25 protein-coding genes are annotated in these 23,900 nt (G+C 31.8%); 4 read left to right on the forward strand and 21 right to left on the reverse strand.

Going from position 1 to position 23,900, the window contains the following annotated elements; genetic code table 11:
- Position 1: 1 nt before the first annotated feature.
- From FS935_RS00790 to FS935_RS00825, 8 genes are all read right to left on the reverse strand, one after another.
- On the reverse strand, positions 2 to 517 hold the full coding sequence (locus tag FS935_RS00790; RefSeq protein ID WP_146945630.1) for a DinB family protein: 516 nt from the start codon (positions 515 to 517) through the stop codon (positions 2 to 4).
- 365 nt (positions 518 to 882) lie between these two features.
- A complete protein-coding gene (locus FS935_RS00795) occupies positions 883 to 1,335 on the reverse strand; it encodes a hypothetical protein (protein WP_146945631.1) in 453 nt (150 codons plus the stop codon).
- A 65-nt stretch (positions 1,336 to 1,400) separates the two neighbouring features.
- Positions 1,401 to 1,586 (reverse strand): hypothetical protein, encoded by a 186-nt coding sequence (locus tag FS935_RS00800; protein ID WP_146945632.1) that lies wholly within the window; start codon positions 1,584 to 1,586, stop codon positions 1,401 to 1,403.
- Between the two features lie 393 nt (positions 1,587 to 1,979).
- Complete coding sequence (locus tag FS935_RS00805; RefSeq protein WP_146945633.1) at positions 1,980 to 2,165, reverse strand: hypothetical protein; 186 nt, start codon at positions 2,163 to 2,165, stop codon at positions 1,980 to 1,982.
- A 211-nt stretch (positions 2,166 to 2,376) separates the two neighbouring features.
- Complete coding sequence (locus FS935_RS00810) at positions 2,377 to 2,550, reverse strand: hypothetical protein (RefSeq protein WP_240050771.1); 174 nt, start codon at positions 2,548 to 2,550, stop codon at positions 2,377 to 2,379.
- 42 nt (positions 2,551 to 2,592) lie between these two features.
- The gene (locus FS935_RS00815) at positions 2,593 to 2,961 is read right to left on the reverse strand and encodes a DUF4181 domain-containing protein (protein ID WP_146945635.1); all 369 of its coding nucleotides are present in this window, start codon (positions 2,959 to 2,961) and stop codon (positions 2,593 to 2,595) included.
- Between the two features lie 203 nt (positions 2,962 to 3,164).
- The gene (locus FS935_RS00820) at positions 3,165 to 3,446 is read right to left on the reverse strand and encodes a hypothetical protein (RefSeq protein WP_146945636.1); all 282 of its coding nucleotides are present in this window, start codon (positions 3,444 to 3,446) and stop codon (positions 3,165 to 3,167) included.
- A 321-nt stretch (positions 3,447 to 3,767) separates the two neighbouring features.
- Entirely contained in the window at positions 3,768 to 4,475 is a 708-nt protein-coding gene (locus FS935_RS00825) for an HAD family hydrolase (RefSeq protein ID WP_146945637.1), read from the reverse strand.
- 401 nt (positions 4,476 to 4,876) lie between these two features.
- Between FS935_RS00825 and FS935_RS00830 the strand changes: the two genes are divergently transcribed.
- Complete coding sequence (locus FS935_RS00830) at positions 4,877 to 5,188, forward strand: YrhK family protein (protein ID WP_158638481.1); 312 nt, start codon at positions 4,877 to 4,879, stop codon at positions 5,186 to 5,188.
- A 717-nt stretch (positions 5,189 to 5,905) separates the two neighbouring features.
- Here the strand turns inward: FS935_RS00830 and FS935_RS00835 are convergent.
- The 7 genes from FS935_RS00835 to FS935_RS00865 form a co-directional block, all read right to left on the reverse strand.
- Positions 5,906 to 6,544: a DUF1349 domain-containing protein gene (locus tag FS935_RS00835; RefSeq protein ID WP_146945639.1), complete on the reverse strand. Its 639-nt coding sequence runs from the start codon at positions 6,542 to 6,544 to the stop codon at positions 5,906 to 5,908.
- A 169-nt stretch (positions 6,545 to 6,713) separates the two neighbouring features.
- Positions 6,714 to 7,892, reverse strand: a complete 1,179-nt coding sequence (gene cntE, locus FS935_RS00840) for a staphylopine family metallophore export MFS transporter CntE (protein WP_146945640.1) — start codon at positions 7,890 to 7,892, stop codon at positions 6,714 to 6,716.
- A gap of 39 nt (positions 7,893 to 7,931) precedes the next feature.
- Positions 7,932 to 8,138: a hypothetical protein gene (locus FS935_RS00845; RefSeq protein ID WP_158638482.1), complete on the reverse strand. Its 207-nt coding sequence runs from the start codon at positions 8,136 to 8,138 to the stop codon at positions 7,932 to 7,934.
- 492 nt (positions 8,139 to 8,630) lie between these two features.
- The gene (locus tag FS935_RS00850) at positions 8,631 to 9,056 is read right to left on the reverse strand and encodes a hypothetical protein (RefSeq protein WP_146945642.1); all 426 of its coding nucleotides are present in this window, start codon (positions 9,054 to 9,056) and stop codon (positions 8,631 to 8,633) included.
- 77 nt (positions 9,057 to 9,133) lie between these two features.
- On the reverse strand, positions 9,134 to 10,378 hold the full coding sequence (locus FS935_RS00855; RefSeq protein ID WP_146945643.1) for a replicative DNA helicase: 1,245 nt from the start codon (positions 10,376 to 10,378) through the stop codon (positions 9,134 to 9,136).
- On the reverse strand, positions 10,375 to 11,337 hold the full coding sequence (locus FS935_RS00860; protein ID WP_240050772.1) for a DnaD domain-containing protein: 963 nt from the start codon (positions 11,335 to 11,337) through the stop codon (positions 10,375 to 10,377). Before FS935_RS00860 ends, FS935_RS00855 begins: the two co-directional genes overlap by 4 nt.
- A gap of 364 nt (positions 11,338 to 11,701) precedes the next feature.
- The gene (locus FS935_RS00865; protein ID WP_146945644.1) at positions 11,702 to 12,202 is read right to left on the reverse strand and encodes a hypothetical protein; all 501 of its coding nucleotides are present in this window, start codon (positions 12,200 to 12,202) and stop codon (positions 11,702 to 11,704) included.
- A 199-nt stretch (positions 12,203 to 12,401) separates the two neighbouring features.
- Here FS935_RS00865 and FS935_RS00870 point away from each other — a divergent pair, with 199 nt between their 5' ends.
- Positions 12,402 to 13,580 carry a GGDEF domain-containing protein gene (locus FS935_RS00870; protein WP_158638483.1) on the forward strand — a complete coding sequence of 393 codons (1,179 nt, stop codon included), beginning with the start codon at positions 12,402 to 12,404 and terminating at the stop codon, positions 13,578 to 13,580.
- A gap of 335 nt (positions 13,581 to 13,915) precedes the next feature.
- Here FS935_RS00870 and FS935_RS00875 read toward each other — a convergent pair whose 3' ends face one another.
- Together FS935_RS00875 and FS935_RS00880 are read right to left on the reverse strand one after the other, a co-directional pair.
- Positions 13,916 to 14,242: a hypothetical protein gene (locus FS935_RS00875; RefSeq protein WP_146945646.1), complete on the reverse strand. Its 327-nt coding sequence runs from the start codon at positions 14,240 to 14,242 to the stop codon at positions 13,916 to 13,918.
- 192 nt (positions 14,243 to 14,434) lie between these two features.
- On the reverse strand, positions 14,435 to 15,496 hold the full coding sequence (locus FS935_RS00880) for an SGNH/GDSL hydrolase family protein (RefSeq protein ID WP_240050773.1): 1,062 nt from the start codon (positions 15,494 to 15,496) through the stop codon (positions 14,435 to 14,437).
- Between the two features lie 576 nt (positions 15,497 to 16,072).
- Between FS935_RS00880 and FS935_RS00885 the strand changes: the two genes are divergently transcribed.
- Both FS935_RS00885 and FS935_RS00890 read left to right on the forward strand, forming a co-directional pair.
- The gene (locus FS935_RS00885) at positions 16,073 to 17,035 is read left to right on the forward strand and encodes a phosphatidylglycerol lysyltransferase domain-containing protein (protein WP_158638484.1); all 963 of its coding nucleotides are present in this window, start codon (positions 16,073 to 16,075) and stop codon (positions 17,033 to 17,035) included.
- Positions 17,036 to 17,087: 52 nt separating this feature from the next.
- Positions 17,088 to 18,434 carry a YheC/YheD family endospore coat-associated protein gene (locus FS935_RS00890; protein ID WP_158638485.1) on the forward strand — a complete coding sequence of 449 codons (1,347 nt, stop codon included), beginning with the start codon at positions 17,088 to 17,090 and terminating at the stop codon, positions 18,432 to 18,434.
- 27 nt (positions 18,435 to 18,461) lie between these two features.
- Here FS935_RS00890 and FS935_RS00895 read toward each other — a convergent pair whose 3' ends face one another.
- The 4 genes from FS935_RS00895 to FS935_RS00910 form a co-directional block, all read right to left on the reverse strand.
- Complete coding sequence (locus FS935_RS00895; protein WP_146945649.1) at positions 18,462 to 19,841, reverse strand: Mur ligase family protein; 1,380 nt, start codon at positions 19,839 to 19,841, stop codon at positions 18,462 to 18,464.
- 182 nt (positions 19,842 to 20,023) lie between these two features.
- The gene (locus FS935_RS00900) at positions 20,024 to 21,328 is read right to left on the reverse strand and encodes a YheC/YheD family endospore coat-associated protein (protein WP_158638486.1); all 1,305 of its coding nucleotides are present in this window, start codon (positions 21,326 to 21,328) and stop codon (positions 20,024 to 20,026) included.
- A 75-nt stretch (positions 21,329 to 21,403) separates the two neighbouring features.
- Positions 21,404 to 22,792 carry a Mur ligase family protein gene (locus FS935_RS00905; RefSeq protein ID WP_146945651.1) on the reverse strand — a complete coding sequence of 463 codons (1,389 nt, stop codon included), beginning with the start codon at positions 22,790 to 22,792 and terminating at the stop codon, positions 21,404 to 21,406.
- The gene (locus tag FS935_RS00910) at positions 22,792 to 23,889 is read right to left on the reverse strand and encodes a YheC/YheD family endospore coat-associated protein (RefSeq protein WP_146945652.1); all 1,098 of its coding nucleotides are present in this window, start codon (positions 23,887 to 23,889) and stop codon (positions 22,792 to 22,794) included. Before FS935_RS00910 ends, FS935_RS00905 begins: the two co-directional genes overlap by 1 nt.
- Positions 23,890 to 23,900 lie beyond the last annotated feature (11 nt).

Here is a 23,900-nt window from a genome sequence, read left to right on the forward strand (position 1 = left end):
CTTATTCTTTATACCATTTTCTTAGCTGATTGATATGAGCTTGATGATAACGATTATGGTCAGCCATATGCCATAGCCCCCATCGAATGGTTGCTTTCTTTTCATTACAATGTCCAAAAGTAACAACTAAAGCTAAATCGTCATCAGTTAATAGTGTACATGTATCTTTCAACATGTTTAATACTTCTTTATAGTCATCCATAAGTGTATCTATAGATTTTCCTTTGATCATCGGTAACCTATTATTTTCATCTATCATTGGACCAAATTGTTTTTTAAACGAAGCAGGAAGTGGTTTTCCTTTTATTCTAAAAATCCAATTAAGGTCAACAAACATGATATGATTTATCAACTGAGCTGTACTGTTAAATTTGTCATTTGGCCCTTTGTAATCTACTTCTTCATGTGACATGTCATTCGTTATATATTGTAGCCTTTGACTATTTTCTTTTACAGCTGAAAATAACATTCCCACAATTGGTGTCATATCAGTATCACCTTGTAAATCGTAAAACATAGACTCTGCCTCCAGTCCTTTAAATTGAACCAATATCACTTTAGGTATGTGAAGAGTGTTTATATTATTGCTACAAATAATAAAGCCATAAGAGCTGCTACTATCGCATCCCTCTTTGATGTAGTTCTTACTGTTGGCATCCTTTCGAAACTACCTATAAAACTAACTAATCTAGCAATAACAAAAAACAATACAAAATATATAAAAAATGAGCCTAACATAATATCACCTGAAATCGTATGTATTTAAGAAAAGCACCTGATAAATGAAAATGTCATATCTTATAAAACAAAAACACCCAAAAGGCAAATTAGTACCTTATTTTTAATGATACTTTCACTTGCCTAACTGTTACATCTCATTTTCTATTCACGATATAGATAATTTAACCCACTATTCCTGTCTACCTGAAAAACCAAATGCGAATCAGATGTAAGCATCAGTGTATGAAAATAAAGACCGTACCCATTATCCTCTGGATATCCGTATACATAACAAACGACCTCTTCATCCTTCATAAAAACGATTTGGTTCATACCCTCATTGACGGTTTCGGTAATGTCATCCCACTTGTACCCAACCATTTCAAATACATCTTCATTACTTGTATAGGGATTAAATGAATAGGCAACATCCCACTCAAACGGGGTGACATCTAATAAATTCACCTTTTCAACAGATTCCTCTATGGAAAGGATTTCTTCTTTTAAACGTTTTTCGTTTAAATCCCACACATCCTCCTCTTCGGAAAATTTTATGAAAGCCGCAATTAACATAATACACACTACAATGGTGGCTACCTTATTTTCTGTTTTCAAATTTAGAGGCTCTCCTCTTTTTTAACGTAATAGCATCACTAAAATAATTGGCCTGAAACTATTCTTCACTTTGTTTTTTTTCGTAGTTTACTACCGTAATAATATAATAGGCATCCAAAACAAATGCCCAATAATATAATTGATAACCAATAAACAATTGGAGTTGCACTAGGAGCATATGTTGCAATGAGACCTAATCCAATTCCAGCAAGCATATATAAAGTAATGAATCGCATTATTTTAACGTACATTAGCTTAACCTCCCTAAGCCTATTATCTATTTTATACTAATTTTACCATTTTTTCTTTAACTTTACTGCCCCAGCGGAACAAATGTACACTTTAAAATCTAGTTAACATAATAATATTATATGAAGATATTAAAATAGCCAAACCCTTATAGTAAAGGCTTGGCTACTTTTCGTTTTTTATCTTTTATGTATACTTGATTGATCAACGTTTTAGCCTTTTAGAAGTCTGATTATTAAAACTAAAGGTTATTTTGAACTGTTATAATACTTAATTGATCTTGAAACTTAGAAATCTTAAATACCGTTTTTCCCACGTATAATAATTCCAACCATAAATGTACATTAATATTTTTGATAATTATTGCTCGGTTATGTAAATCGTTTCACAAACATTCAATTTTTCTTTATTACCTTATAAAAATACAAACTCAGCCAACCACCAACTAAAGCAATCGGCACAGCGAATATTCTTTTTGGATTTCCCTCTTGGACCCAATCTATATTAAAATTAGGTGCTACAAATAAAAGAAATAACAAAATGACAATGCCTGAAGAAGCTCTAATAAAAAAATATTTCATTTTCTAACTCACCAATCCTTGACGGTTTGTTTTATAATCTTTTTATAAAGCTAAAACTACAGATATATTATGCTAATCAAAATCCCTCCTTTAGTCGGAAATTATAACTACCTTGATCCTAATGCAAAGCACACAGTTACATAGATTAATAAAGTTACTATTACTATATAATGGAAAAAAGATTCTTAATCCTTATTTTCTAGTACTCGCTTTATATCAAGATTCCTATCGTTCCACAAATCAAAACACCCAATAGTAAAATACCTGTAAGAATCCAGTTATCCCCCCAGCTTGTTATTGTGCTGCATAAACAGCATAACGCAATAACTAAAGACCCATATTTCTCTCTCCATCTTGCTAATTTTGAGGAACCATCACTACTCAAATATCTTCCCTCCTTTTTCACTAAAACCAACGACTGCCTTAATTAATTCATTATAGAAAAGAGGTAATCTAAATTATATATGATAATGAGACCCAATATCAGGAATATAGCTGTCCCGAGATATTGCTTTGAATCTTTTATAAAGATAAACTCAAGTACAGCCTGAAAACCTAATAAAAATGTTAAATAAACCATCCAATACAACTTCATGATGGTATCAGAATCTTGATTAATCACAAACCATAATGTACATAAGAAGATAACAAGTATAATACCTCTACCCCAACGGTCTATATTTTTACCACGTGTTTCCGCAATTTTTTTCTTTTGCACTCCAAGTATTTTGTATGTCAATTTTTCTGTTAGAAATATTATTAAAACTAGAATTAATAATAACAATACTAAGTTCATGCATTTCTCCTTTAGCTACACATTTTAACTACTTCGTTACCTCAGAATAAGAAACATTATTGTAAACTCGCACCCTATACTTGCTACAAACGTTAACCTTTATCTTGGATTACTACCGTATAAATAACTCATTTAATTCTATTATTTCTCGGCATTGCTCAAATCCTTCATTGGTTTTGCAATCTGAGCTTCAACACCGTTTGTTAAGTAATATTTTTAAGCCAAGTTATTATCCGAATAAATTGAAATGGCTCATACCAACTAACTAAAAATAAGATAATAAAAAAGAAAGCGAGCGATATATATTTTATACGACCTTTTTCCTTCTTAGAGATTGCTATAATACTGAATAAAGCTCCTATCAATAAAAAAAGTGCTCCTATAAGTACAATGGGTTCATAATAACCTTCTATTATCCAGTTTAATCCAAAAGAAAGCAATCCAAAAAATATAGCGATTATTGACCATTTACTATATGCTTTCATAATCCCCCTCCTAAAAATTAAATTATTATCGTGCTAATTAGAAGAAATACTAAAAATACCTGCCCCTAAATTTTAACATTAAATCCCTTTTTCAGTGATAAAAAAATGCATTCATTGTAAAATGAACACACCGATTAGTGGAATTGTATTATTAAAATTTGTATGTCTTTTTCATACATACTTGAACAAATCTCATTAGTTATTCTTTTAGGTTATTGTTATTCTTACTATATCCATATACTAAAAAAGACCGCTAGTTACCACCAGACGGTCAGATAATTAAATAGTAAACTCCATAACAGATCAGCTCTTAAATATACTTCAGGCTTTTTTTACAAATAAATTCAATAACTCTTTTGCACTATGTACTTCTTCATCTGGTTTATAGGTAGCATTGGTTGGTATATCTTTTTTGCGATGATTCATCCAGATCGCCTGCCAACCTGCTTGTTTTGCTCCGATAATATCTTTTTCAAAATTATCTCCGATATAAATTGTTTTTGTTTGATCAAGGTTCATTTTTTCTTCAATAAAATCAAACACTTCTCTTTTCGGTTTTGCATGACCAATACTCCCAGAAATAAAGGTTCTTTCTGCAGGAAACCAGCGACTAAGACCGAGCTGCTTAATTTTCATTGCTTGATGTTTTTCCTCACCATTGGTTAGAATCCCAAGCTGTTTACCTTCCTTATAAAGTGCATTTAATAGTTCTTCCACTTCCGGAAAGAGTGTAATTTTATTTTGTTCAACAACATACGTTTCATGAAAAACAGCCGCTTTTTCCGTATCAATCGGGATATTAAAGTCTTTACAAGCAGAAATAATTCGTCCTGTTTGCCATTCGAATTGTGATATTTCACCATTTTCACTTTTATCAAATAAAATCTCACTATACTTTCTACTAGCTTTATATAAAGAATCAATTTCTTCGTCAGAAAAGGGCTCTTGAAACAGCTTTTTTACCGTTTTATGAAAAGATTGTGCTTGATCATATAATGTATCATCAACATCAAAAATAATTGTATCCATTTTTATAAACCTCCTTATCTTTATGATATCACTAAATTATTGTTGACTCAGTATCAATGGTAAGAATTATTAACAGAATACAAATAATATAAAATTTGATTTTTCATCGTTTTTTAGCAGAAAATTTCCCCTTATAAAAATAATAGATATACTACGCATTTACTTGCTGTTACAACTGTCAATTATTTAATCAAGCAAACTAAAATGAAGAGGTAACTGTGTAGAAAAACAGCTGAAAATTCCGACTCAAAACAAATCTTCATGATGCATTTTTTTAATCTAATGAACAGTATAAGAGAAGTGAAACCCTTGTTACTTCGTGCTAGTTAATTCTATGTTTTAATCATAGCATAGAAAGGTAAATAACATTAAAATACTATAGTTGCAAATGGGTGAATAAAATGTTTAAAAAATTAAAAAATCGAACAACACTTGATCAAGAAACGATTCAAATTCATTTAGGAAAAAAGAACATGGTCATCCAAAATCGTTATCAAATGGTTTACTACCTTAATAATATTCTTCAAGGATTATTATATTTGACCGGTAGTATTCTTTTTCTATCAAAATTTAACGAAGTATACGCTATTTCCTTTTTTATCGCTGGTAGTTTCCTGATGGTTTTCCGTTCTCTTATTCAAATTGTAAGAGATATTCATTTAATGAAGTTAGAAAATGAAGGTAACACGAATACACCAAACAACTCATATTAAGAATTGTTCGGCAGAATGGACAAACCTCTTGGTTCAATTATTTCAGATTCACTTAAACTTTATTTGAAGTAACTCACCCAATTAAAAGAAATATCTCAGTGGTGGGTTATTTTCAGTTAAACTTTGTTGTTGATTTCCGTTACAGGCATTCTCTTTCCGCGAGCGGTCCGGGAGCCTCCTCGGCGCAAGCGCCTGTGGGGTCTCCCTTTGACAGGCTTCTCCCGCAGGAGTCTCATGCCTTTCACTACAATCAACAAAATGCTTAAAAATCAACATTAAGCTTTAACATAGCCTTTTATTAAAGGCTGTTTTCGCAAACTTTGTTGCTTTAAAATACCTAAAGCAATTAGCATTGTATAAAGTCTAGTGGCATCTTTTCTTCATAAAATGGTACCCTTATAGTGAAAAAACACTATTTACATTCCAAATTTTTAGTTACATAGCAACAATTGTTCAGAAAAGAGCCTTATTAAAAGAATCTCCAGTAGATATTAGGTTAGTGATTTGATACTTTATATATAAATAGTAGTTCAGCTAAGTTAATTAACTAAAACGATGTTCAAACAGTGAGCAGAAAAGTTCTTTCTCAACTAGTTATTTGTTTCTGTTTGAAATTTCCCATTGTCATATTTATACCTACAAAAAAAATACTTAAATTTAGAGTTTGTCTAACTTCAGTCATTTCGTGCAATTATAACGCTCTTAAATATGTACTTGTTAAAGATAAGCTTCATTTGGATCAGAAGAAAGCTCTTCGATCGTAAGAAAATCAAAACGCACAGTTTGATCTTTTCCTTTGGGACTGCATGCGAATAATCCAGCTGAAATTGTTGAGTCACAAGGAATATCCAGGTGAGCTAGCCGTATTTGCATCCATTCTTCTCCATCAAAGGAAAAATCAACATAACAATTATGAGCAATCCTAGATATTCTAAAGTATAAGTCAATCTCTTTAGACTCCATAATTTGTGTCGACCAGTCAGAATATCCATGATTTGTTACTACTGTACCCAATTTACTCAAAGTATTCGTTATATATTCTAAAGAAGTTTTAACCCAAACATCCTTTGAAAAACGAATCATCAACCCTGCCTGGTCGTATTTTGACTTTGGAAAAGTTTTGACCTTTGTGGTCATCCTAAAATTTTTATCTATATTCGTATAAAGAAAATGACCATTATCTGCTTCAAAGCCGTAATGTGTTTTTTGCCAGTAATCTGTTTCCTGATCGGTTTGTAAAACCAATTGAGAACTAGTTGGATCAACAAACCAATTCTTAGGTTCACAACGCCATTCTAGTAAGCTATTTAATTGTTCACTTTCAAATTTCTCCTCAAGAATCGACCGTTTATCCAACCAAATCCCTCCAAATTTAATCAATTACATACTTCCTCAATCATTATACTACTTATTTATATCTTCAATCGTTAAATTCCAAGCTCTTGTTTGATGATTTTTTCATCAATAAACATCAGTGAAAATATGTAAAAGTTAGCACTCCTAGTCTTCATTGTAAATCCCCATATTATCCATTAATAATATTTCTACGAAAATATATAAATACAATCATTATTACGCCTAACCCAGCACAAATCGAATACATCATTGAGTATGATGACATATCGGCTATAGGTCCCATCATTACTCCTCCTAGAGATACACCAAGATCAGCCATAGCTATAAATAAACCTAGTAACACATTTCGATTCACCTGTGGTAAAACAAAGCTTAAATAGGTTGTTAGCGTCGGATACAAAAGAGCTTGCGCTATTCCAATTAAACATGCACCAGCATAAAAAAAGCTAGCTCCACCATTTATAGCAAAACTCACACATTGTGTTCCCGTTGCTAATAGAAGCATCATACCCATTATAAAACCTGGATGCCACTTTCCATCAGAAGGGATTTTCTTTCTTAAAGTAAACCGAGAAAAGACAACAGTTCCTGCTATGATCATAAGGAAAATTCCAGCATTTCCGTTTTCTATCACGTCAGCATATAGGGGAATAAAGATCGTCGTTGCACCGAATATAATTGAACCAACTAACATAAGAACACTGCATGTAAACAAAGATGGATTTTTCACTAGATGGCCAAAAGAATGATACATATTTTTACCTTGCTCTGAATTGTTTGTAGCAGTCTGTGCTTCCTGTTTACCCATTTTGGCACTATATCCAACAACTCCAGTAAAGATGGCAATTCCGATCATCACCACTGCAAAGTATTCCATCCCTCCTTGCCAAATACCTAGTGCCAATAATGGACCAATAATACCTGGGATATAAGAAAATAAAGAATAAAGTGATATCCCTTGAGAACGGTCTTTTTCTGGCAGAGCATCAATAATTCCGATCTGTAATGCCATTGAAAAGAATGCTGTTGATACGCCTTGTAACATACGAGCAACCAGATAACCACCTAGCCCTGTTACCGTATATAATATTAAAGCAAAACCATTTACAATAAGAATAATTCGTAATACTTTTATTGAACCATACTTTTGAATAATGTGACCTGCCCAGGGTCTAAAAAACATAGTTGTAAATAAATAGGCCCCCATAATCAAACCAATTGTTGAATTGGTGGCTCCTAGGGAATCTCCTTTCAAAGGGATAATAACATTTAGTATAGAATTGGCACTAAAATAAAGAAGCACCAAAAGATATAATCGTAGAAAGGGCCAAGACAAAGCTCCACTCAAAATTTCTTCTCCTCCAAATCTATCAGTACATTAACCTGATTAAAACGTGATCAATGATTGCAATAATTTTCTTGCATAAAAGGATTTTACGTTCTTTAAGTGTTCAATTTTAACTATTTCTTCTATACTTCCTTCTTTAAAAATAATCACTCGATCACAAATATAGGCGCAGCCTGCAATTAATGTATCAGCGACTGATTCTGTACCATTAAAAATATCTTTACTAAGTTTCTCTATCAATCGCATACCATATTGCTTCACGAACAGTCATTTCACATATTGGATTATTAGCTAAATAAAACAATAATTACTAAACTTACTAACTTGAATTTTTAATGAACAAAAACATTCTGTCACAATAAAACGAAACAATTACGATTTGAAGAAAATACTTATCTCTTAGTTTAAGACAAGTTCTATTAAACTTCTTTTTTTCCTATACTTTTTCCTATTTCACTGCAGATCATATTTAAAACTTCTTCAAAGCTATGAACAACAATCGTATTTATTACGATTTGAAAACTAAAAATAAACCACTCTTTAAATAACCTCACCTTCCCAATTCGTAATGATTACTATTTAGCAAATAATACCACTATAAATCAACTTTCGTCAACTAAAAATTGGAATTTTTGATCAAATTCGCAGAATAACTAATAGGAAAGGATCTTTAAAAATCCTTTCCTTATAAACAACTTCTTCTCATTCGACACTCTGCTTGTAATCTAACCCCACTTGCTACCCAACCCTATTAAAAAACCCCGCTACAACAGGAAAACGTTCAAATTCCATTCTCATCTTTCGAAACGAAATCACATCATTTCCTCTAGTAAGTTCATAATCTAGTGAATATTCATGACAATTCACTGGAGTGTGTCCAAATGTTTCTGTAAAAAATTGAATAGCTCTTTGCTTGCTATTTGCAAAGATAAACACATATTCATTATGCTTCAGCTTTAATGAATAAATGCCAATTTTATGAAAACCTAATACATTATTTTCGATCATTTCGCCTACTTTTTGATGATCTGCTTCATCAAAGTTCAACTGTGAAATATCGTCAGTTAAAGAAATTTTCTTCTCTTTAAGTAAATGAAATATGTAATGCGCTAATGGAGATTCTTCCAGCTGAAGGGATTGTAAGTATAGTTCTTTTACAAGCATTTTTTAAAGCACCTCACTACTTTAGAATTTTAAATACATTTTATCTTCATTTTTAAACAATATTTTTTAGTTATAATCTAATTCTTTTGATCCTCAATCTTCCCTGTATGCTCGTTGTAATGTACTTTAATAAATCCAACAGGACCATTTCGGTTTTTAGAGACAATGATTTCTAGAGATTGATCTTGAACATCTTTGTCATAATAAGCTTCACGATAAAGAAACAAAATCACATCCGCATCTTGCTCAACACTGCCTGATTCCCTGATATCCGACATCATCGGTCGTTTGTTTGCTCTCGTTTCGACTGACCTGTTTAATTGGGCCAAACAAATCACAGGACAATCAAAATCCTTTGCTATCATTTTGAGAGATTTTGAGATTTCGGTTACTTGTAAATGAGAATTTCCTCCGTAAACATCACTAGGAGAAATGAGTGTTAAGTAATCAATAAAAAGAATTGGTTTTTTATTTGGGTATTGATGAATCATTTTTCTCGTTTTTGCTCTCATTTCAGCAACTGTTTGTCCCGCACCATCAAAGATGTGGATATTTGTTTCATTTAAGTCATGAATAACGTCTGACCATTTATTTTTTTGAGTAGCTGTTAACATATTTTTCGGATCTCGCATTTTTGAGCGATTAAAGTTCCCTGTTGAAGCAATTAATCGTTTGGTGATTAATTTTCCCGGCATTTCTAACGAAAAAACAAGTGGCAAATACCCATCCCATCCCACCATTTTCGCAAAATGAAGCATCACATCTGTTTTCCCCATCGATGGTCTTGCGGCTAAGATTGTCACTTCTCCGCTTTGAAATCCTCCTGTTACTTCATCAAGTTTTTTAATACCAGTTGTTGCATGATGTAAGATTTCTTGATCCTCCCATGGTGCTTCATAGATTGAAGACAACGCATGTTGTAGGGACGTGTGATCATCAATTTTACTTTGATTAATTTTATCCAGGCTAGTAATAACCTTAGATATATCCCAATCATTCATATTTGCGATTGTTAAGATGTTTTTCTTTTCTCGCTCTTTCCAAAGATCAAGAATAATCTTTTCAATTCCTTCAAACCTCTCTACATCACCATATGATAACAGCTCAGAAAGATAAGACATCCCACCGAAGGAATTGAGATCTGGTAAAGTTGTTAACGAGATTAAATCGATATTTTTACCGCCTTGATGATATTCCACCATTCTACGCATTAATTCTTTATGTATTGTGCCTTCCAATTGATCAGGCCTAATAACAGTATCCTTTAGAAGATACTCTGCCTTCATCAAGCTTCCTAAAAATGCTTTTTCTGCGATAGTCATCCATCTTCACCTGCTGTTATATCTAAAACAAATTCTCCAGGTATTGCCCTTCCAGCTTTTTCATTGTATGTATTCTGCTTTTGATTTTTATTTTGCTTTTCTTGATATAAATCGATCTCTTCAACCGTTCGCAATGATTGATGATCCCAGTTTTTAAGAATGCCAATCACATAGTTTAATTTCCGCTTATTATTCGCACAAGCTATTGTCAAAGCCTTTAAGATCACTTTCTTCGGTTGTGAAAAATTTGAAGCATCAAGCCAGGATAACAGCTGCTCTTTAGCATTCATATTAGACACACCAAAGCCATTATTGTCCCAAAACTCAACAATTTCCTTCACACCTTTTGTTTCTTGTTTTTGTGGAAGCTGTTTTATGTTACTATCACTTTCTGCCTTGGAATTATTATCTTTTTCTTGTTGATCTTGTTCTGTAGCAGAAATAATGACAGATTCATTTTCATCTAAATTCTCACTTTTTGAGTCCTGATTTGTATGTTCTTCAATTGGATTGCTGCTATATTGATTGACATTGTTTTTATTATAATAATCGTCATAAAGACTACGCATTTCCTTTTTCTCAATTCCTTCTGAGATAAATGGAATAAGCGACATATCAATTACCTGCTTTAATTCAGATTTAATACAATCCATCATAGGTTTTCCACCCTTATTCAGGTTATGTTTCCCCCAGTTTTTAATGGCAACTTCCTTAGTTGCCGGATTGTATCGGATTAACTTATGATGATTAACGAAACGATCGACAAGTGAATGAACCTTCTCAATCGAAAGATCTGTATCACTTGATATCTTTTTTGGGGATATTTTATAAATTCCAATTTGAGTTGTTCTAAAATTTGTTAGAAGAAAAAAGTAAAAGTACCTATCCTCTATCGTCATCACATCTGATACCTCTAGATCTTCCCAAAAATCACAACGTATCATTCGATATAAAGCCATCTATCATCACTACCTTTTTTATGTAAGTTTCTTTCCATTTTGTATATATAGAAAAAAACAAATCGGGTAGCGTGTTTTTTAAAAAAATATTTAAAAAATTATCTCGAGCTGCAATTTTTGTTTGGTTTACTTTAATTTTTCATTCTCACTACGAATTTTCAACCTAAATAAAAAAACGTTCCTTACTTTTGTAAGAAACGTCACTACCAACACTCGTTAAAAAAATTCATTATTCTTCGCTTATTTTAGCATTGGGTTAAAAGTTCTTTTGTTGTTTTTGTTTTTGTTTTTCTTTTTCTTTTTGCCCACGTATCGTGAAAAATATTTGAACGTATCGTCAAAAAAATTCTATTTTGTTATTATTTTAATTCCCATCCCTCTTTGTAGCACTCAACATCCCTCTTCTTCGCTTCACTTTTTCCACCAAAAACTGAACTGCATATAATAAATATGCTTTATAGTGTATGTATATAAAAAATTGAAAATAATTTAATCGATATAAACGTAAAATTTTAATTTTCTTTAGAAAAGCTATAAAAATAAAAGCAAAGAATATATTAAAAATCACATTAACAAGGACAAACTTTTTAAAGTTTCCATAAGTATATTTCAGGATCCACATCGAAACCGGTACATATGGACCAATATCAAACGGTAGTTCATCTCTTATAAATTTTTGAGGTTTATCATAGAATTTCCAATACTTTTTCTTTCGACCAATTAGATGACTTATGATTTCATAAATTCCTATTACAACACTCGATAAAGAATAGCGCATAATACTGCGCTTACCTATAAACAAAGTGGATAACCATGGTAGACCCATCATTAAAGTATTAAAGATTTTGTGTTTTCTTGAAGTCATACGTTAGTAGCACCTCGACATAATGAATTAACTAGATATATCTAAAATGTCCAAATACTATTTATTTAAACCACTTTATTTAAAAAGACTCAATGCTTCACAATATTAATTTTTGTTTACTAATAAATTTAATCAGATTATAATTCTTGATAGGAAGTATTCTATTTACATAATAAAATTTTTTCGAATGGTGAAGACGATGAATTTACTACTAGATATGAAGACCATTTTCATTACATTAGTGTGCGGTAATTTTTTTACTGTGTTTTTAATATCTGCTTATTGGCAGCAACATAAACATAATAAAACCTTGAATACTTTTTTTGCTGCAAAATGCATACAAGCAATTGCGTGGCTTTTCTTAACTATTAGAGGTGGAATTCCTGACATTTTTTCGATCTCACTAGCCAACAGTCTACTGTTTGTTGGTCTCTCATTAGAAATAGCTTCAGTGTTATTGCTGTTGCAAGTCTTTTCTAAGCGTGTAAAAAAATTCTACATTTACTTGACGCTAATCAATCTTATTGGCTTTCATATCATTATTCTATTTTACAATTTAGAGAATGTAAGAATTGCCTTTGCGTCCATTGGCTCTGCCATAGTCATCATCTTACCTACTTATAAATTACTTTTTCAACAATCTTCAACACCATTAAAAAAAGTATTAGGCACTCTTTATTTTCTCATCCTGTTTTCTCTTATTTTTAGGGGCATTTCTGCTTTAAATGATCAAGCAATGGGATTGTTTACACCAAGTATTACTCAAAGTCTATCTTTCCTATCCCTTTATTTATCAATGATTTTAGGTAATATCGGGTTCATTTTACTGTTAAAAGAAAGAGCTGATGAAGAGTTAATAAAATTATCTAAATATGATGATCTAACCAATGCCTTAAATCGTAGAAGTTTTATCGAGCAATCAAAACAATACTTAATACACTATCAAAAAATACAAAAACCTGTTTCTTTACTTCTTTTCGACCTTGATCACTTTAAACAGATAAACGACCAGCATGGACATGAAGTAGGTGACCGAGTACTTAAAGATATAGCTTCCCACATTTTTCAACAAATGACCCAAGATGGTTTGTTTGGCCGATATGGTGGTGACGAGTTTGCTATTTTACTTCCCAATACTGATGAAAACCAATCTTCAATATTTGCGGAGAAAATGCTAAATTCTAAGAAAGTATATACTCTTGAAGAAATGTCTGTTGAATATTCGTTAAGTATCGGTGTTATTACAGTTGTTCCTACGGAGAATATCTCGATGGAATCACTTTACGTTATCTGTGACAAAGCACTTTATGATTCGAAAAATGCTGGGAGAAACAAGGTGTCAAGGCGTTATTATGAAACATTAGAGGCAATTGGGTAAGCTAAAGATCATCCCGAATTATTATGTTTTAGTTCAATTAACTCTCACCTAAAAGTTCGGGTCGATATTTGCTATCATCAATAGATTTTATGGTTTTGCATACTATTTATAAAAACTAGTGGAATGGAGCGGAAGACACTTGACTCCTTCGGATGTAGAGGAAAGGCTAAGACCCCACAGGAGAACCTTGTGTCTACAGCGCAATGAAACGAGCTTATTTTCCAAACTAGACTAATTAATAATTAAATATATTAGAATACTATGGATTTATTATCTTTGTGAATTGATTAATTTGATTATGCTTTACCTCTTTTTTACAGAACAATAGTAAACAATTAGTCTACAGAGATATCGGCTGCTACAATATCACCTTCAACCTTATCTATTTCCTTTTCCCCTTCAATTGATATTTGTACACGTTGTGCTACTTTTAAATCTGAAAACTGTTGAACATCCCCTGAAAACGAGGTATTTTTTGTTACAAAAATAGTATATGCTGGATAGGTTGCTGTTGGATCTCCATTTCCAGTTCCAACAACAATACTACTTGTTGAGTCTTCTATTTCTAAAATATGACCTTTCACACCAAATTCAACATTCTTTCCACAAGCTGAAAGTATTAAAACACTTAAAACAGTTAAAATCAAAGTAATCTTCTTCATCTTGAAGCCTCCGATCAGACAATGTAAATTCCTACATACAATTAACACAACTAAAAAGTAATTCTTTTAAAATAGCATTGTATTAATTTGAATATTTTACCATAGAAATCAAAAAAAACAAAAACAAACCACTCCTTCGTTTACATGAATTGTAAGCAATGGAGTGGTTTTTCTTTTTTTTAATGGTAAACCTTATTCAATATCTTCGGTAATTTCTTCCCGTTCCACACTAATTTCCTCTATATTTTCTAAAATCCGTTTGGCCATAAGGCTATACCCACTTGAATTTGGATGAAAATGATCTTCTGATAATAGTTCAATGTCGGAATCTTTAAAGAGATCTGCGATTGGAATGTAATTTACATAATCATATTGCTGTGTAAGAATTTGTCCTGAGCTATTCCAATCGTCAATAATCATTTGCATTTCCTCGATGTCACCAAAATAACGATCGAACGGATTGTAAAAACCAATTAAATAAATCTTCGCGTTTGGATTTAAGCTATGAATTTTAGTAAAGATAACGTCTAGTCTCTCAAGATAGTCTATTTTCGCATCATTAAAAGGTTTCATTTGAAGGTTCATAATATTACTTTTAACAATTTTCATAATATCATTGGCACCTATTGTTACTAAAACAATATCTGCTTCTTCAACTGATGCTTTGATTTTCTTTTTATCCAGCCGCTTTACTAATTGATCTGTGCGATTTCCTCTTTTACCATAATTCTCAATTGCGACTTTTATGTTATTATCTTCAAATGTGTTCGTTAAGATTCCAACATAACCATCATTTTTTGTTTCATCTCCAACACCTTGCGTAAGTGAGTCACCGATTGCAACAACATGGAGATCTTTTTCAAATAATTTGAAGACTCCTTCTACTACCCCCCTAACTTTTTCCTTGATCTCTTCTGATACTTTATTTATTTTTTCAGTCTCGACCTCAACAACTTCTTTTCCTTCTTCAGCTACAAGATTACCTGAAACAACCTCAACTTGTTCCTTACTCTTAAGCTCAGAATCTTTAGAATTCTCTTCTTCAGAAATAGTGTCATTCGTCTTTTCTTTAGATATATCCTTTTTTTCAGTTAAAGATTTATCTACTGTATCACTAGAAGATATTGCTTCATTTTTAATTGAGGTTTCAATATTGATCATGTTTGATTGATAAGAAAATGAAAGAAAAAAGTATACAGCAAAGCATACTACTAACAAACTAGATATCAAGATTAATACTTTATGTCTCCACATGTGTAACCACACCTAACGATGTAAATTATTAAACAGTTTTTTCTTTTAACAGTGCTCTTTTCTGAAAGAATGTTGCTATGTAACAAAAACTTATTTTCGCAAATAAGGATACCCTTTTATGAAGAAATGGTGGCATCTACTGATTTCTCAGGTATTAAAAGCAACAAAATTTGCGAAAACAGCTCATTAACATTTTAAAAACCGTTTGTAAAGCCTTAATAAGTTAAACTTTACAAAATTTTAATATTGTAACATTCATTGTACTATAAAAAGTGACTAAATAATTATGGAATTTTGTACCATGGCATGGTACAAAATTATTTTGAACATCATAAGAATCTTATCATAGTACTTTTTTAAGACTGATCTCTGCTTAAATTAACAAACAATTTAAGACGCAACGATTTCTATACAAGCTACTAATAATATCTACATTTAATTGATAAAGTCATACGCTGTGTTTTAATTGGGTTTTGCTTTTCTTTTACCTTCTAGTCAAAAACATACTCATTTTCTATCTCTATTACATACCTATATTAATAAGAAATAAACCCCTGATTAATGGAGGGACACTTTTTGGATAATAATTGGTTAAAGGAACATTCTTTTAAGGAAATAAAGATTGAGGATTATGATTTGTTTAGTAAATTCATTCAACAATCTAGTTACTTTACAGGATTATGGGCATCTAATTTCACCTATATTTGGAGTCTATCTCAGCTAAAAAACATAAAGGTCTTTTGGAAAATTATTGACCATATGTTAGTCCCCTTCATCATGACAAAAAAATTATATATGTATGTTTGGTGCTTACCTTTTGGTAAAGGAAACGAGAATCATGTTATAAAGGTAACAAAAAAAAGCTTACTTCTTTGCAAACAATGGAATTACATTCATCAACAAAAAAATAGTGCTACCGTTAACTTAGTAAATGAACGTCAATTTCAATTCTTAGCATCGTCTCCTTTATTCAAAGAAAACTTCTTTTACAAAAAATACGACAGCAAGGAGATAATTTGGAGTGTTCCTAAGTTGGTTCATTTAAAAGGCAAAGAATTTAGTGAAATTAGAAGCTTAAGAAATAAATTAAAACGTGAACATCCGACAATTTTATTTCGTGAATATCAACCAACTGATTATAAAAGTGTCAAAAAATTAAAGCAAATATGGAATAAAACTTCTGGGCAGAAATACAAAGTCATAACAGATCATAATCTCTTTCATCAAGTTATTCACTATTACCAAGCTCTTCAAGAGAAGATTTATGTTGCAACAGTTGATGGGAAAATTGTTGGAATTGTCACAGGTGCTATTTTACCCAATGGTATTTCATGGGGTTGTATCGCAAAAACACTTCCTGGTTATAAAGGACTCTCCGAATATTTATATACCGAATTTGCAAAATCAATGTATTCCATTAATCCCAGGTTAACCATGTTACATGTTGGTAGTGACAATAACCAAGAAGGTTTACGCCGTTTTAAAGAAAAGTTTCGTCCTATTGAACAATTAGAACTTTATGCTCTGAAATTAAGGTAATAGTGAGAGCTATGGATAAAATCCCTCTCTATTTCCAACAATGGTGATGATCATGAAACGATATAAAATTGTCCCTTTTACAGGGAAATCAACTATTCTAAAAATACACAATGACCTAATGATGGATCTTAAGTGTATAGAATCTTCTTTATCGTTCGGAGAAAAAACTGTAACAATACAGATTCAACGTACACCTGGGGTAAAAAATAATGAGATCCATTTGTCAGAAGAGGTAATCAACCATTTTCGCATTCCGCTTTTCTGTGAATACGAAATAACCTTTAATCAAGATACAATAACATTAGGACCATATATCGGAATAATAGCTGACTTAACTAAAAAGGGTTTAATTCGTAGATTAAGTGATTTAGATAGTTATGTTAAATATTATGAAAAAATAGGTGGTAGCATTGCTGCTTTCTCTTTAGATTCAGTAAATGTAGAAAATGAAGAAATCTCTGAAGGATTTATTTATAATCCCCAAATGCAAGAGTGGATACACACAGAAAATATTCCTCTACCTTCTTCTTTGTTTAATAAATGTAAAGTTGAAATGAATAAACAATGGGAGTTTTTATCATTTTATTATAAGTCGAACATTTGTAATTTTCCTACGTTTGATAAATGGGAAATGTACAAATGGTTTTCCTCTGATCCTTCTTTAAAAAACGTTCTACCTAAAACTCGTTTATGTAAAACTCCGAAAGATATTTTACAATTTTTAAGAAGTTATAAAAATGCATTTTTAAAACCTATAGGTGGTACGTTCGCTAAGGGAATCATATGGTTATCATATAATAGCCAGGGTGTGACGGTAAAATATGAAGTTAAAAGAAAAACAATCACACAAACTTTTTATCAAAAAAGAGAATTTATCCTTTTCTTAAAACGACTTTTAAGAAAAAACGAGTACCTTATTCAAGAATCTATAAATCTTATCCGTGCAAATCAAAGAGTTGTAGACTTTAGATTCATTTTTATAAGAAATCAAGAAAGAGAATGGGAAAATGGCGGTCTATTTGCAAGATATGGAAAACAAGGGAGTTCGGTTAGTAACCTTACAAGTGGAGGCAAACCTCAATTAGGTAAGAAAGCCCTTATAGAACTATTAGAAAGTGAAGAGCTGGCTAATTCTTTATACGAAGAAATACTTTCTATCTCAAAAAAAGCAGCAAATAAACTAGAACAACATCTTATTACATGTGGAAATCTTGGTTTTGATTTTGGTATTGATAAAAATCATAAGTTATGGATTATTGAAATTAATAATGAAGATCCTGACCACCGAATTGCGACAGTATGCAAACGGAAAGATCTTATGTATTATGCACGATTACAAAATATGCTTTATACGAAAGCATTAGCTAATTTTCATGAAAAAACACCGCCTATATTGTAAGCTCCATACTAAAATAGGCGGTGTTTTTTATTTGACTCTAAGTGAATTTACGAACTTTTTATAAGATTGAAACATCGATGTTTTAATTAAAATAATTGAATCTTCATCAGCTGTATCTGATAAGAACTTGTATGCTTTGGTAGGATCCTGACAATGTAAGATTTTCTTACTATCCATACCTTTTTTTATCGCTTGTAAACCAATCAACTCAGCTTCTTTTCCAATCGTGATCAGGTAATCGATCTCTTCTTTTGCGACAATATCACCTACTAGTGTATGAATTTCACTCGTTTTGTCTCCTAAATATTTAATGTCCCCAAACACAGCAATCTTCTTTTTACCTTTAGCAACATTCGATAATACATCTAAAGATGATTCTATTGATGTTGGATTCGAACTCCACGTATCGTCTATTAATGTAGATCCGTTTATTCCTCTTACTATTTCCACATGCCTTGGTAATAAAGGAAAACTTGCTAAACGCTTGCCAGCACTTTCAATACTCATTCCAAGCTGATATGCTGCCGCTATGGCTGCTGTTGCGTTATATACATTATGTTTTCCTAGGCCTGGCACTTCAAAAATATAAGAATCTCGAGCATAGATTAATTGAAATTTCATTTTATTTTGTTCGTACATTATTTTTGCAATTTTAAAATCTGCGTTATCATTCATTCCAAAGGTTACAATTTTTTTCTTCATCTTCTTTAAATCTATTTTTCTTACAGAATCATCATCACCATTTACAATAACTGTTCCTTTTGAGTCGATTAAAGAGAAGATAGACAGCTTTTCGTTTATATAAGAATCTAAATCTGGAAATCCATTCAAATGATCAATACCAATAGATGTCAAAATTCCAACATGTGGCTTAAAGTATTGATACGCTCGTTTTAAATGTCCTGGAACAGCTACAGCTGTCTCCATTACCGCTAGATCATCTGATTGTTTAATTCCTAACAAATAATCTAAATGACGAGAAGGATCGTTTTCATTTCGAATGGTTTTATACACATTGAATTTTTGTGAGAAAATCCAACTAATCATTTCCTTTGTCGTCGTTTTTCCACAAGTACCGGTGATTGCCACAAAAGGTATTTTAAGAGTATTTCGATAAAAATCAACGAATCTCCAGTAAGCTGTTTTTACATTTTTCACGAAAACAATCGTCACGTTTCTTCCTGCATCTAGTAATAAATCAGGCTTTGACGTAATAATTGTAAGCTGCTTAAAATGATTTGATGCTTTTAAAGATAAAGTTCCTTTATTATGAAAGTATAATGTATGATCTTTGAGTAAAGAATATTTTGGGATTTTAATCACATGTCGTATAAGGGGATTTGTTTCGCCAACTATTACTTTTCCTTTCATATAAGGCAATAGATCTTGTAAATAGGTTGGTTTCATTTTTACTCTCCTTTATAAATTGGCTCTGGTAAACTTTGTTGTTTTTCGTCATACGAAGAAAACAGCTTCATATAAAGTCTAGTGGCATCTTTTCTTCTTAGAATATTACTTTTATTTGTTACCTACATTGTTACTAACGGGAAACTAGGTTAATTTACTATCCATCAGAAAAATAGCCTTACTTAAAAATCAGTTAGTGCTTTTGCATAGTAAAGTGGAGTTTGCCAAACTTTTTTATAAATTGACTCGGGTAAATGATATAAACGTTCATCATCTGCGTAATTTACTTGAACTTCGAGAACCCACACCTTTAGATGCTCATCAAGAACAATATCAATCGCTACATCTGCAAGTGATTGCCTTCTTTTTTCAAGTGAAACACAAACATTTTTGCAAACTTGAATCATTTGAGTTTGAACGTTATTGCACCTATCTTGGTCAAGAGTAAAATATTTTCTTAATGTATCTTCAACTGGGACAATCTTCTGGCTATGTTTTAAATTAGTAATTACTTCGTTTGGTTTCGAAACTCGCCCATAAATACCAGAGCAATTCCATTCTTTGGCTTCATCCTTTTGCATATACACTCGAAAATCTACTAAACTGTTTTCATAAGTGAACGGAACACCTTGTTGGATAATATATGGATGCTTATTTGTTAATGTTTCGATAAAATGACTTAATTCATTTTCTGTAAATAAAATTTGTTCTCGGGTGTTTGTGTCTTTAATGAGAAATCCTAATTTCATTTTCTTTGCTTGAAGAATGCCCCTACCTCTTGAAAGATTTGTCGGCTTTAAATACACGGTTTCATAGTGGTTAACCATAACTATAAAGCTATTTACATCTCTCAAGCTTTGTGTGAAAGGTAGATGTTGATTTATAGAAGAATCTTTACACAGTAATCTCCACAGCTTTGATTTTGACATTAAGCAATTATTAATCACTTGCATTTTTACACCTTTTTTTAATAACTTCAGTTGATTTTTTTTTATATAAACTCGATTATATAAAACAGTAGGAAGCGGAAATATTCCTTCTTTCCACTCATGATCTTTCGTATAATAATATGCTTTTATCAATTTATTTGTTTCATTGATTGAGTCAAGAGCCCCAACAAAAACAACTCCATGATCAAAATCAGAATTAGGAATCCTCTCTTTTAATAGTTCTAGTTTTTTTTGTGATAATTTTTCAAACTTCTTTTTTAGTAACATGCCAATTAAGGGTCCAAATTGCACTCCGCCATTTTTTATTTGAACATGAAGTTCAACATCATCTGGTAATTTTATTGATTGCGAAAATTGTGGTGACACTCCAACTTCATTATATTGTAATGTATTATTTCCTTTTAGTTCCTTCAGTACTTTCAACGTACCATAAGTGATGGGAATCTGTTGTTTTTCTACAAAATTATACTTACTTATTGTTTTTGGATTCATCCAAATTTCATTAATATTGCTGTCTTTCATCCACTTTATTTTCACTGATTACACAACCTCTCTTTGGATGTCATTTCTCTTGGTGTAAATGCCTGGTATCATGTTCCATAATTCTCCATTTTATGCTTGGCGATATTTTACGACAACTTGGCGATATTCGCTTTTCATTTTTCCAAGTGACATTTTGAAGAGAATACATGAGTTTTCTCCGCTAAGTTTCTCTAACACAGAATCTAATTCACTAGCACTATCTACCATTATTACTTTTGAAGCAGCCATCCCATTTTCTATAGCACTCATCCCAGTTAATTTCGCATGACTTCCAACAGTAATTAAATAGTCTAGCCCTCCCATTTCCATAAATGTTTTCCCTATTTTAATATGCTGCTCTTGCAAATGTTTACCAAGTCTCTGCATCTTACCTAAAACAAATATTTCCTTTTTATCTTTAGAAATATTCTTTAATACTTGCATAGCAGCTTTAACTGAGCTTGGATTACAGCTCCACGTATCATCAATGACCATACTTTGGTTATAACCTTCATAAATTTTCACATGACGAGACATTGTGCGAAAAGTTTGAAGTCGATTTATACAAGTTTCTATTGAAATTCCTATAGAATGGCAAGCTGCAATGGCTGCTAAACTATTAAAAATATTATGTTCGCCGTATCCAGGTATAAAAACTGTATATTGTTTACCAGAGTTCAGAAGTGTATAGTTCATCCCCTCATTTGCATAGGAAATTTTATTAGCTCGATAATTTGCTTCCTCGTTCACTCCGAATGAAATGATTTTCCCTTGATAATTCGACATATCTATTTTCTTTATGTTTTCATCGTCAGCATTTATGATAAGCATTCCTTTGTAAGATAACGCCTCTAGCATTTCTGCTTTAGCTTTAATATAATTTTCAAGTGTTCTACATCCTTCTAGATGTGCTTCGCCAATATTTGTGATCACACCTACTGTTGGTCGAAAATATCTCCCGCTACTACGAACATTTCCTCTGTAGGCGACACCCATTTCAAACACTGCTAATTGTGTGGAGTCATCTAATCCAAACAAATACCCATGATTCAAGTGCAATCCGTTTTGACTTTGAAAGGTTTTATGAACCATTAGATCTTCTTTTGCAATATGGTTAATCATATCCTTTGTCGTCGTTTTACCACACGTTCCCGTTACGCCGATAACAGGAATATCAAATAAACTTCGATAATAACAAATAAATTTCCAATAAGCTTCTTTACAATCATTCACTAAGATAATATTTACATCTTTGTGAATTGGTTCTTCCCCAGTTAAGTGGTCAACAACGATGCTATAGCCTTGTTTTGTTTTTAACAAATCCCAATTACATGCATATGGAGCAAGGCAAAAATATAAAACATGTTGATCAATATTACTTTGTCTTTTCACCACTTTTTGTATGGTACTTTCTTCATATCCTTTAACTAGTGATCCATCAATTTCTCTCACAATATCTTTTAATAAAAGGGGTTTCATCAGTCATACTCCTTTATTTCATGCTCATAAAGGTATTTAGCATATCCAATGGGAGTGAAATAAGTCGATTTCCAAACATCATTCATTCCAGCATTTTTAAATGTGATTCTGAGATCCCGACAATTCGCTTCAATAAACATTGGAAATCCTTCATTTGTCATTCCTATATCTAAGCCTAAATCAGCAAGCTTTGGTAATTTAGCTGCAAGGTTTGAGGCAACTTTTTCCGAGAAAAACTCGATATTTTTATATACCGTTTTATAGTCAAGAGATAACTCATTTACCAATTCCTCTAGCGTTTTACATGTTCCTCCTTTTGCAACATTTGTTACATGTCCGCCAAGTTGAGCTACTTTTCCAACAATTCCTGTTACTTGCCATTTATCTTTCTCGTTTTTTTGAACAGATACGCGCAAATCAAAAGGACTTCCTTTATATGTTGCTAATGGAATTCGTTCTTGAATTAAGTTGATTTTAGAATTGATTTTTCTCTTTAAGATTACGGGGAAGTCTTTTGTTGTAAAAACTTCTTTGTGTAGTGTATTTTCTTGCTTTTTGTAAAAAAACATTTCCCAATTTTCCACATCAACTTTAGCTAACTTGATTACACCGCTACCAAGACTATTGTTGTTTGGCTTTATAATTAAATCTTTATATTTTTTTAACATCATGTGAAGATTCACTTCGCTGGCTCTAACTGTTTCTGGTAAGTGCGGTTGTATATCTTCATTAACTTGGAGAATTTGATGAATCTTTAATTTTCCAAATCGATTCCAATTATTAAAAATACTGATTCCTTTATCATTTAAGAGATGTATTTTCTCTTCAGCAGTTTGTGTAAAATGTAAGGCACGATTATGAATAACTGTAGGAACAGGTAGTGTTCGTTTTTCATATTTACCGCCGGTTTCCATCACATAAGCATGAACATAATCACAATCTTCACTAATATCTTTTAACCTAAAATAACAAGGAATTAAGCCATAATGTTTCGCAGCTTCTTCATATAAAGATAGTTGCTCGTATGTTAATTTTTGGTTTTTAATTCCTCCATAATTAATTCCATCCAGTAAGATTCCAACATAAGGTTTGGTCATGTCATTATCCC

Source organism: Metabacillus litoralis, assembly GCF_007994985.1.
GTDB classification, from domain to species: Bacteria; Bacillota; Bacilli; order Bacillales; family Bacillaceae; genus Metabacillus; species Metabacillus litoralis.